Origin of the sequence: Galbitalea sp. SE-J8 (assembly GCF_030345695.1) — a bacterium.
Classification (GTDB): Bacteria; Actinomycetota; Actinomycetes; order Actinomycetales; family Microbacteriaceae; genus JAUASV01.
Genome location: NZ_JAUASV010000036.1, coordinates 1 through 10,412, shown reverse-complemented (window position 1 = coordinate 10,412; position 10,412 = coordinate 1). Strand labels below are relative to the sequence as shown.

The window sequence follows — 10,412 nt, the reverse complement described above, 5'->3', positions numbered from 1 at the left end:
ACACCGACACCGACACCGACACCGACGCCAAGGAGGTCTCCACCGACAGCGCCCTCGAACTCACCGCCTGAACCATCAACAGTTCGAAGGAACCCGAGCTACACCACTACCTGGGGCTTGACCTCGAGGAGCGCCGCGTCTGCCCGGACCTGAGCCAGTATGTCGCCGAAGCTCGGCGGTGCGTCGGTGCCGTAGTAGAGGTCGCGCATGGCCGCATCGTGCTCGGCTCGGAGGCGGTCGGCGAAAGGCGATGTCGCGTCGAATGCCGGAGACGCGGCGAAGCCTCCGGCGGGCGTGGGAAGGTCGGTCTTGCCGAACGCCGCGGAGACCTCGCGGGCGCTGGCGAGGATGTCGGCGACGAGTGACTTGTCTGCCAGCAACTCGCGCACGGAGGGATCGCGGAGCAGCGCGTAGATGTCGTAGAGCTGCCGCGCGATGCGCGGCCAGCCGTGCGGCGAGGCTGCGGCATCCGGGTCAGCGGCGAAGTTGTTCACTCGCAGCAGCTTCTCCAGAAGCGTGCGTCCCGGATGCAGGATCGGCACGTCGAAGGAGGCCAGGTCATTCCATGCGCTCGTGTCGAAGCCCGAGCCGGCCAACTCGCGTGCCAGGAGCGAGGTGACCGGGTGCGGGGCATGCGGGTTCGGCCCGCCGGACTGGCCGAGTTCCACGAGGATCGCCGCGGGGTCGGCAATCGCGCCGGGCTCGCCGCGGTGCTCCAGTGGCGGGCTGAGGTAGCCGGATCGGTGGAACGAACCGGAGCTGCCGCCCGCGATCACCCCGGTTGGTTCCGCGCCGGTAGCCTCCGCCGCCGTAGTGAGCAGGGTTCGCAGCGCGCGCTGCTCGGCGTTCTTCGACGGGTACTGGCCGATGACGAGCAGGTCGAGGTCTTCGGAGAAGCGCCGGATGATCCGCAGCTTCTCCAAGCTCGTCCCTCCCTTGAAGACCACCTCGCCCGGACGCCTGGTCGTGATCGCGCGCAGCGCCCCGCAGACCCAGTAGTCCTTCTCGACTGCGAGCGGCTGCACGCCGAGGCGTTCCGCGGCGGCGAGGATCGTGCCGCGGAACACCTCGGGATCGTCGTCCCGCCACAGCGTCGAATCGGTCATGCCGCTCCCAAGGTGGCGAGCGCCGCTTGGCGCGTGCGGGGGTCCGGTGACGGAACCCGCGCCGCGAGGTCGTCCCGCCCGGCCGCGGCGAGCAGCGCCGCGAGGCGCGCACGAGTGCGGCCCGGCTCGGTGGTCGCGGCCCGGGCGAGTCGTTCGGCGCGGAGGCTGCCGCTGCGCAGCAGGTCGGTCAGCCGCCTTGCGGCCTCGTCCGGGGTGACCTCCAGCACGGCATTCCAGTCGTCGAGGACTTCGAGCGCGGCGACCTCGGTGGCGTTCAGCCCGGCCTCCGTCCGTCCGGTGCGCGTCGCACGGGACACGAAGGCGACCGGCCCCGCATCCGACGGAGCGCGCTCGGGAACAGCCACCAGCGCGCGGCGAGGGATCTGCGTCGACAGACGCAGCAGGTTCGCCGCGGACAGGCCCGCTGGTCCCACGCCCGGGCCGGGCGCGAGCGACTCGATGAGTCGCTCCGTCGGCGGGGGAGCCATGCCCAGCGGCGTCTTCGTCCCGCGCCAGTAGAGGCCGCGGCGCACGCGCCGCAGTTCGCCGCTAGCCTCCAGCTCGCCGAGCAGATGGTGCGCGGTCGACGCGGTGAGCGAGAAGTCGCCCGGCTCCCAGAAGCGCCCTCGCGACGCCAGCACGACGCGCCGGGCTTCGGCCGCGCCTTGGCGGTTGCGGCGGGGCGCGAGCAAGGGTGACATCACGCCCTCCTTTCGGCATTCGGATACGAGAACCTGCGGTAAGCCAGTGTACAAGCCGGAACGAGAACCTGCACTAACTGTTTCACAGTCGCAGTCCCGGTGGTTCCCTCGTGGGGGTGCGGGAAGCGGTACCGTTCCCGTCTCCCGTGGCGGGAACGCTCGTGCCCTCCCGCGATCCCAGGTTCGGTTCGTAGTCGCGCACGGCCTCGATGGTCAGCTCGACGCGCTCCGACTCGGGTGCTGCGGCCTCGGGGCGTGGTTCGTCCTGCATCGCGGCGAGCTGAGTCTCGACGCGGGTGAGGTCTTCCTCGGCGTCGGGCGAGGGCCTGGGCGTGGCGGAACGCCTGGCCGAGGCGCTGCTGAGGGAGAACCGACGATGCACAGATATGCCTGGTTATCTGTGCAGGTGGAGGTAGGATGTGAGCATGACCCCGGCACCCTTGACGATCGACCCCGAGGACGTGCGTGCCAGCGTGCAGGAGACCCCGGCGCTCCCGGCCTGGCTGGAGAAGGTCGCGGAGTACGTCCAGCACGCGGCCTCCGAGGGCGAGACGGTCACGTTGACGGCGAAGCAGCGGATGCTCACCCCTCAGCAGGTCGCATCGCTGACCGGGGTGTCGCGCTCCACCATCTCTCGCAAGATCAAGGCGGGGGAGATTCACGCCGTCAAGGTCGGCAACCGCAACCGCATCCCCTACGACGAGTACCAGCGGTGGTGGGATCAGGCGATGGGCGACGTGATCGAGCTGGTGCGCGATGACCTCCGGGAAGACCTCTTCGGCACCCGGTGACGTGACCTTCATCTTCCTCGATGCGAATGTCGTGGCCAAGCCCGTCACACGCACCCTGCTGATGGTCGGCGCGAGCCGCAGCGGGTTCGTCGTGGGATGGAGCGCGACCGCCGAGGCGGAGGCCGCCCGTCACATGCGCTCGAACGCGAGCCGGCCCGCGGACGTGCGGCGGCGCTACGGCGGCGAACTCACGCCGACCGGACACGTGGCGGGGCGGTTCGGGGCCACGGACGCCAAGGACTGCCAGCTCCTTGCCGACGCGGAAGCGGCCGGAGCGCGATTCATCGTCACCGAGGATGTGGATGACTACGGGTCGGTCGACCTCGCAAGTGTGAGCATCTCGGCAGTCAACCCTGACCTGTTCCTAGCGGCACGGCTGACGCGCGAGGCGTACAGCGTGGTCATCCAGCGATTCGTGGAACTCCAGGTGAATCCGCCGACGACGCCCGCGCAGTTCCATGCTGCCATCGCCAGGAACCACCCGCGCCTGTTCGCCGCGCACGCCGACCTCTACGACGTCGAGCCCGAGCGCGGCATCCACGGCGAGCCGGAGGTGATCTTCCGCGGCACACGATGCCTGCGCTGCGAGCGCATCATCGCCGACCCCGCGACGATCATTGACGGGCTCGGCCCGGAATGCCGCTGAGCTACAGCCGCGGGGCGTTGGATGCCGGGCGCGTTGAGGCCGTCGGAGGCCGGGGGTTGCGGCATCTGGATGTCGTGGGCTCCGGTGATGATCCGCGCGGTTCCCGTACAGACGAGTTCGTGCGCGCCAGAGCTGTAGACGCTCGTGATCGGGCCAGGGCAACACCACGCGAGAGGCCGGTCGCCGCGTTGAGGTGATCTGGAGCAACCGTCCGTTGAGGGACGCTGCCCCATCGGGCGTAGCCGAGTCAGCTGCGGCCCATCTCCATCCTGCGTCAAGGCTGATGCGGAGCGCCTCTGTCCGAAAACCTGTCCGTTCACCGCCCGTAGCCGTCCGTAAACGTCCAGGGATAGACCGAGCCCCAGGCGGCAACTGCCGCCTGGGGCTCAGTGAATCGCTGGCCTCGGAGACCGGGAGTGAGGTCCCTAAGACCCCTCGGAATCAGACCGAGAAGTACAGCTCGTACTCGAACGGGTGCGGGCGCTGGCTCATCGGCAGGATCTCCTTCTCGCGCTTGTACGCGATCCAGGTGTCGATGAGGTCCTGCGTGAACACGCCGCCGGCGAGCAGGAACTCGTGGTCCTCCTCGAGCGCCGTGAGCACGGCGTCGAGCGAGCCGGGCACCTGGGGGATGAGCTTGGCCTCCTCGGGCGGCAGCTCGTAGAGGTCCTTGTCGACGGGCTCGTGCGGCTCGATCTTGTTCTTGATGCCGTCGAGTCCGGCCATGAGCTGCGCGGCGAAGGCGAGGTACGGGTTGCCCGACGAGTCGGGGGCGCGGAACTCGATGCGCTTGGCCTTCGGGTTCGTGCCCGTGATCGGGATGCGGATCGACGCCGAGCGGTTGCCGGCCGAGTAGACCAGGTTCACCGGGGCTTCGAAGCCGGGGACGAGTCGCTTGTACGAGTTGAGCGTCGGGTTCGTGAACGCGAGCACCGCGGGGGCGTGCTTGAGCAGGCCGCCGATGTACCAGCGCGCGATGTCCGAGAGGCCGCCGTAGCCCTGCTCGTCGTAGAACAGCGGCTTGCCGTCGTTCCACAGCGACTGGTGCGTGTGCATGCCCGAGCCGTTGTCGCCCATGAGCGGCTTCGGCATGAAGGTCGCGACCTTGCCCCACTGCTCGGCGGTGTTCTTGACGATGTACTTGAACTTCAGGATGTCGTCGGCCGCGTGCACCATCGTGTCGAAGCGGTAGTTGATCTCGGCCTGGCCGCCCGTGCCGACCTCGTGGTGGGCGCGCTCGAGGATGAGGCCCGACTCGATGAGCTTCGTCGAGATGTCGTCGCGCAGGTCCGCCTGCTTGTCGACGGGGGAGACGGGGAAGTAGCCGCCCTTGTAGGGCGTCTTGTTGCCGAGGTTGCCGCCCGGCTCCTCGCGGCCCGTGTTCCAGGCGCCCTCGTGCGAGTCGACGAAGTAGAAGCTCTCGTTCTGGGTGACGGAGTAGCGCACCTCGTCGAAGAGGTAGAACTCGGCCTCGGGGGCGAAGTACGCGGTGTCGGCGATGCCGGTCGACGCGAGGTACTTCTCCGCCTTCTTGGCCACCTGACGCGGGTCGCGGTGGTAGATCTCGCCGTTGCGCGGGTTGTAGATGTCGAAGACCATGTTGAGGGTCTTGTGCGTGCGGAACTGGTCGAGGTACGCGGTCGTGACGTCGGGGATGAGCTGCATGTCCGACTCGTGGATGCCCTGGAATCCACGGATGGACGAGCCGTCGAAGAGCTGACCGACCGAGAAGAAGTCCTCGTCGACCGTGGAGGCGGGGATGGTGAAGTGCTGCTGCACACCCGGAAGGTCCGTGAAACGGATGTCGAGGAACTCGACGCCCTCGTCCTTGATGTACTTGAGCACCTCGGAAGAGTCACTGAACATGTGAAGGTCTCCTTGGTTGGTTCTCTGAGGCTTTTTCGTTCTCGGCGGCGCATACGACGCCAGGGACAACCTAGGGCTGCACGATTTCTGTCCGGTGTGCGGATTGTTTCGCGCACGTTACGCGACCCCGATGCTTTCGTAGACTCGTGCGGTGACGCGAACGGATGACGCCCCCAGCACGTACCCCGGCGAGCGTCTCGGCCTGCCGCCGTCCGGCCCGCGATCGATCGGCCGGCTCGGCCGCCGCGTCGTGGCGCTGGTGATCGACTGGGCGATCGCCGAGGTGCTGTGCCTGCTCCTCACGCGACCGGTGCACTGGTACGACCGCAACACCTTCGTGACCTACGGCATCTTCGCGCTGCTGCAGGTGGTGTTCATCGCGACCGCCTCCGGCAGCATCGGGCATCTGATCGCCGGCCTGCGGGTCGTGCCCGTGCGCCCGGCGTGGGTCGGCGTCGTCCGCCCCGTCGTGCGCACGCTGCTCGTCTGCCTCGTGGTGCCCGCGGTGATCTGGGACCGCGACCAGCGCGGCGTGCACGACAAGGCCGCCGGCACGCTCCTCGTGCGGCGCTGAGCGTGGCGGTGTTCGATCTGGTCGCGACCGAAGGGGTCCGTCATGCCGCAGTTCCGAGATCGACCTCGTCAACCGTCGGACCGATGGGTGAACGCCATGGCCGTCAGTCCGTTGGTCGTCGGGTTGATCTGGCTGTGGCTCGCTACCTTCTCGTTCGCCAGTCCGGCCGCGAGCACGGCAGCCTGGATCTGCATCCCCGTGCTGACGTACGCGGTGAATATATGCCTCGCGTTCCTCGACCGATCGGAACCGCAACGCGTTGACAACGTCATGGCCTCACACAGCTAGGTCTCGAGGCGGGGGCTCGCCGTGCTCGCGCGCTCCTCGACCGGCGGGGAGGGGCGCTGCCACACGATCGTGTAGCGCCAGTACAGCCGGCGGCGGAACTGGCTCCCGGGCAGGATGCGGGTTGCCGCGGCATGGATCTCGCCGTAGCCGTGCTCCGGGTCGTGCCTCGGCGCACCGTGGTCGTGCCAGCCGCGCAGCCCGCGGGCGATCCGGTTCGGCACGATGCTCGCGAGGGAGACGATCCAGTCGAGGGGTGAGCGCTCCACGGCGAGCCCGACCACGATGAGCGTGCCGCCCGGGGCGGTCAGGTCGCGGAGCCGCTCCAGCCCGGCATCGAGCGGCACGTGGTGCAGCACGGAGCTCGCCGTGACGACGTCGAACGGCTCGCCGGCCACGGGGTCGAGCAGGTCGCCGTGCACGAAGGTGAGGCCGTCGGCATCCGCGTTCCGAAGCGCCGCGCGCTCGACGACCGCGGCATCCGCGTCGAGCGCGACGACCGTCGGTACGGTCTCGGCGATGAGGCGCGCGAGCATGCCGTCGCCGGCGCCGGCGTCGAGCGCGGTCGCCCGGGGCTTCTCGCCGACCAGTCCCACGATGAACGGGAAGTACTGGATGTTGTGGTTCCACGGTTCACGTGGATCACCGCGGCGCGGTGCCGGGCGCTCGTGCGGGGGCGCCTCGGTCATGTCGCGAGCGTAGCGGGCCGGACGTCAGCGGGGACGCGGCGCGCGCACGCGCGTCGGGTCGATGCCCTTCGGGATCGGCAGCGTGTTCTTGCTCAGCGACGACAGACGGTTGCTCACCGCGAGCACCTCGGGTTTGCGCAGCACGGGCTTCTGCTTGCGGATGGCGCCGGCGAGCTTGTGCAGCGGCACGGCATCCGCATCCGGGCCGACGTAGAGGTAGGCCACCGGCACGTTCTGCAGGAACCGGGTGACGGCGCGCCCCTCCTCCTCGACCATGCGCTGCGTGCGCGAGCGCGGGCCCTCGCCGATGAGCACGACGCCGCCGCGGCCGACCGCGCGGTAGACGGCGTCCTGGGTCTTGGGGCTCACCTTGACGGGCATCTCGGTGCCGATCCAGCCGCCGCGCAGCGAGGACTTGAGCACGGCGCCGACCGCGCCGGGCTGGCCGGCGATCTGCGAGAAGGCGGCCTTCTCCGCGCGGCGGCCGAGCACGATGAGGGCGAGCAGCACGCCCGCGAGGACGCCGACGATGATGTAGAGCACGAAGCCGAGGATGTTCTCGCGCGAGAACAGCAGGGCGACGATGAGGCCCGCGGCGATCGGGGCGATGACGACGAGCGCGAGCACCCAGGTGATCGCGGGGTCGTAGCGCCGCGTCATCTGGAACACGTCCCACATCTGACGGATGCGACCGGGCTCCTTGTTCGGGTCCTTCTGACGTGCCATGACGTTCAGAATACCGGGCCCCGGGATCGGCAGCTGTTCCCCGCCGGTCGAGGAGCCCGCGAGCGGAGCGGGAGGGAGTTGTTCCGCGCTGGTCGAGGAGCCCCCGACCACACCGCTGGTCGAGGAGCCCGCGAGCGGAGCGAGATGTTCCCGCTGGTCGAGGAGCCCGCGAGCGGAGCGAGCCGGCGTCCCGAGACCACCAGGGTTTCGTCGGTGGGTGTTTGGTCTCGAGACGCGTCCTCGCTGCGCTCGGGCGCTCCTCGACCAGCGGTGTGGTCGATGCCGCGGGTGTGTGTCTGCTGGTCGAGGAGCCCGCGAGCGGAGCGAGATGTTCCCGCTGGTCGAGGAGCCCGCGAGCGGAGCGAGCCGGCGTCTCGAGACCACCAGGGTTTCGTCGGTGGGTGTTTGGTCTCGAGACGCGTCCTCGCTGCGCTCGGGCGCTCCTCGACCAGCGGGGTGGTCGGGGGCCCCTCGACCAGCGGGGTGCTCGGGCGCTCCTCGACCAGCGGGGCCGTCGCCGACGGCTCCACCGCGCTCAGGACACCGCCTGGGCGAAGGCCTCCTCGTGTGCCGCGAGGTGCTCGAGGTGTGCCGGGATCGCGCGGCCCTTCGCGAGCATGGAGCGCGCCCAGAGCCGCCCGGCGCGGTAGCTCGACCGCACGAGCGGCCCGGCGAGCACGCCGAGGAAGCCGATGTCCTCCGCTTCCTCCTTGATCGCGACGAACTCCTCCGGGCGCAGCCAGCGCGCGACCGGCAGGTGCCGCGGCGTCGGCCGCAGGTACTGCGTGATCGTGATGATGTCGCATCCGCTCTCGTGCAGCGCCTCGAGCGCCTCGCTGATCTCCGCGCGCTCCTCGCCCATGCCGAGGATGAGGTTCGACTTCGTGATGAGACCGGCCTCGTGCGCGCGGGTGAGCACGCCGAGCGAGCGGTCGTACCGGAACGCCGGACGGATGCGCTTGAACAGCCGAGGGACCGTCTCGACGTTGTGCGCGAACACCTCCGGCCGCGACGCGAAGACGACGTCGAGCAGCTCCGGGTTGCCGCTGAAGTCCGTCGCGAGCAGCTCGACGCCCGTGCCGGGGTTGTCGGCGTGGATGCGGCGCACCGTCTCGGCGTGCAGCCACGCGCCCTCGTCGGGCAGGTCGTCGCGCGCGACGCCCGTGACGGTCGCGTAGCGCAGGCCCATCCGGCTCACGCTCTCGGCGACCCGGCGCGGCTCGTCCGTGTCGTAGTCGGCGGGCTTGCCGGTGTCGATCTGGCAGAAGTCGCACCGCCGGGTGCACTGGCTGCCGCCGATGAGGAAGGTGGCCTCGCGGTCCTCCCAGCACTCGAAGATGTTCGGGCAGCCGGCCTCCTGGCAGACCGTGTGCAGCTCCTCCGTCTTCACGAGCTGCTGCAGCTCGCGGTACTCGGGTCCCATCCGGGCCCGGGTCTTGATCCACTCCGGCTTGCGCTCGATGGGGGTCTCGGCGTTGCGCACCTCGAGGCGCAGCATCCGCCGCCCTCCCGTGTCGAGGCTCACGCGACCTCCCCCGCCGCGAGCGGGCGAACGGATGCCGTGGCCGGCTCGAACGCGGCGGAGAACGCGCGCGTGACGAGCGGCGCGATCTCGGCGGGCGGGATGGCGCGGCCGGTGACCCGCTCGATCGTGGTGACCCCGGCATCCGCGATGCCGCACGCGACGATGCGGTCGTAGGCGTCGAGGCTGTTCGTGCAGTTGAGCGCGAAGCCGTGCATCGTGACGCCCTCGGCGACCCGGATGCCGATCGCGGCGATCTTCGACATCGCAGCCGTGTCGTGGCCGGCGCCGTCCTCCGCCACCCAGACGCCGCTGCGTCCCTCGACGCGCACGCCGGTGACGCCGACCTCGGCGAGCACGTCGATGAGCACTCCCTCGAGGCGGCGCACGTAGGCGACGACGTCGATCGGGTCGGGCAGCCGCAGGATCGGGTAGCCGACGAGCTGCCCGGGGCCGTGCCAGGTGATCTTGCCTCCGCGGTCGACGTCGATGACGGGGGAGCCGTCGTCGGGGCGCTCGTGCGGTTCGGTCCTCTTGCCCGCGGTGTACACCGCGGGGTGCTCGAGGAGGATGACGGTATCGGGCGCCCGCCCTGCGACCACGTCAGCGTGCACGGCACGCTGCTGCTCCAGGGCGATCAGGTACGGCACGGAATTGGCGCTTAGTCCCGTGTCGACGTAGTCGATCACGGTGCGAGCCTAGCCGTCCGCTCCTCCCCGTGTCGGACGCGCGCACGTCGATCCACCGCGGCGTCGCGCGCGCCCGCTCAGCGTCCGGCCGAGGGGAGGATGGCGCGGTGTCGAGTTCCCCGCCGCCCGTCGCCGTCGCCGTCACCGCCCCCGCGGAGTGCGCGGGCTATCGCGTCGTGCGGCGTCTCGCGACCGGTTCGCTCGTCGACGTCGACCTCGGCTTCGACCCGGATGCCGGAGCGGTCGCGCTGCTGACGGTGCACCGGCGCACGGATGCCGCGGCCTTCCTCGCCGCGCACGCGGCGCTCGCGCGGGTGCGGCACCCGCACGTCGTGCGCCTGCTCGACGTCGGCGCGACGGACGACCGCCGTCCGGTCGCCGTGCTCGAGCGGCTCGAGCCGATGACGGCGGCCGCGTTCCTCGGCCGCCGCGGCACGATCGGCCTCGGTGAGGCGATCACGCTCCTCGCCCCGATCGGGCAGGCGCTCGACGCGTGCCACGACGCGGGGGTGGCGCACGGGGGCCTGGACGCGTCCGCGGTGCTGTTCCGCGCGGACGGGGCGCCCGTGCTCGCGTCGTTCGGCGCGGCGTCGGCCGCGGAGGCCGTGCCGCCGGCGGCCCGCGCGCTCGACGCGCGGTACGCGCGCGACCGCGCCGGGCTCGCGGCGCTCGCCCGCCTCACGCTGGGCCGCGTCGCCGAGCTCGACGCCGCCGCGGTCGACGGAGCGGTGGGCGCGGCCGAGGGCTCCGACCGGCCCGGCGCGGCGCTCGGCGACGCGCTGTTCGCGCTCGGCTCCGCGAGCGCGCTGCGCTTCGA

At 70.5% G+C, this 10,412-nt stretch carries 12 protein-coding genes; 4 read left to right on the top strand and 8 right to left on the bottom strand.

The features are described from left to right. Positions 1–98 precede the first annotated feature (98 nt). Together QT381_RS15370 and QT381_RS15365 are read right to left on the bottom strand one after the other, a co-directional pair. Positions 99–1,106 carry a nucleotidyl transferase AbiEii/AbiGii toxin family protein gene (locus tag QT381_RS15370; RefSeq protein ID WP_289249910.1) on the bottom strand — a complete coding sequence of 336 codons (1,008 nt, stop codon included), beginning with the start codon at positions 1,104–1,106 and terminating at the stop codon, positions 99–101. Beyond that, positions 1,103–1,807, bottom strand: coding sequence for a hypothetical protein (locus tag QT381_RS15365; protein ID WP_289249909.1), 705 nt, complete (start codon positions 1,805–1,807; stop codon positions 1,103–1,105). Before QT381_RS15365 ends, QT381_RS15370 begins: the two co-directional genes overlap by 4 nt. Positions 1,808–2,232: 425 nt before the next feature. Here QT381_RS15365 and QT381_RS15360 point away from each other — a divergent pair, with 425 nt between their 5' ends. Together QT381_RS15360 and QT381_RS15355 are read left to right on the top strand one after the other, a co-directional pair. After that, positions 2,233–2,598 (top strand): helix-turn-helix domain-containing protein, encoded by a 366-nt coding sequence (locus tag QT381_RS15360; RefSeq protein WP_289249908.1) that lies wholly within the window; start codon positions 2,233–2,235, stop codon positions 2,596–2,598. Position 2,599: 1 nt separating this feature from the next. Next, positions 2,600–3,244: a hypothetical protein gene (locus tag QT381_RS15355; RefSeq protein ID WP_289249907.1), complete on the top strand. Its 645-nt coding sequence runs from the start codon at positions 2,600–2,602 to the stop codon at positions 3,242–3,244. A gap of 441 nt (positions 3,245–3,685) precedes the next feature. Here the strand turns inward: QT381_RS15355 and glnA are convergent, their stop codons facing one another. After that, a complete protein-coding gene (glnA, locus tag QT381_RS15350; RefSeq protein ID WP_289249906.1) occupies positions 3,686–5,110 on the bottom strand; it encodes a type I glutamate--ammonia ligase in 1,425 nt (474 codons plus the stop codon). A 151-nt stretch (positions 5,111–5,261) separates the two neighbouring features. Between glnA and QT381_RS15345 the strand changes: the two genes are divergently transcribed. After that, positions 5,262–5,684 (top strand): RDD family protein, encoded by a 423-nt coding sequence (locus tag QT381_RS15345; RefSeq protein ID WP_289249904.1) that lies wholly within the window; start codon positions 5,262–5,264, stop codon positions 5,682–5,684. A gap of 68 nt (positions 5,685–5,752) precedes the next feature. On the opposite strand, the gene QT381_RS15340 is transcribed toward QT381_RS15345, so the two are convergent. The 5 genes from QT381_RS15340 to lipB all read right to left on the bottom strand — a co-directional run bounded on the left by QT381_RS15340 (position 5,753) and on the right by lipB (position 9,595). Then, positions 5,753–5,878, bottom strand: a complete 126-nt coding sequence (locus QT381_RS15340; protein WP_289249903.1) for a hypothetical protein — start codon at positions 5,876–5,878, stop codon at positions 5,753–5,755. 90 nt (positions 5,879–5,968) lie between these two features. After that, on the bottom strand, positions 5,969–6,658 hold the full coding sequence (locus tag QT381_RS15335) for a class I SAM-dependent methyltransferase (RefSeq protein ID WP_289249902.1): 690 nt from the start codon (positions 6,656–6,658) through the stop codon (positions 5,969–5,971). 24 nt (positions 6,659–6,682) lie between these two features. Beyond that, positions 6,683–7,384 (bottom strand): DUF4191 domain-containing protein, encoded by a 702-nt coding sequence (locus QT381_RS15330; protein WP_289249901.1) that lies wholly within the window; start codon positions 7,382–7,384, stop codon positions 6,683–6,685. A gap of 535 nt (positions 7,385–7,919) precedes the next feature. Next, positions 7,920–8,882, bottom strand: coding sequence for a lipoyl synthase (gene lipA, locus QT381_RS15325; protein ID WP_289249911.1), 963 nt, complete (start codon positions 8,880–8,882; stop codon positions 7,920–7,922). A gap of 23 nt (positions 8,883–8,905) precedes the next feature. Next, positions 8,906–9,595: a lipoyl(octanoyl) transferase LipB gene (gene lipB / locus QT381_RS15320; protein WP_289249900.1), complete on the bottom strand. Its 690-nt coding sequence runs from the start codon at positions 9,593–9,595 to the stop codon at positions 8,906–8,908. A 107-nt stretch (positions 9,596–9,702) separates the two neighbouring features. On the opposite strand from lipB, the gene QT381_RS15315 reads away from it, so the two are divergent. Then, the coding region (locus tag QT381_RS15315; RefSeq protein WP_502877565.1) for a protein kinase domain-containing protein at positions 9,703–10,412 on the top strand (710 nt) is incomplete at its 3' end.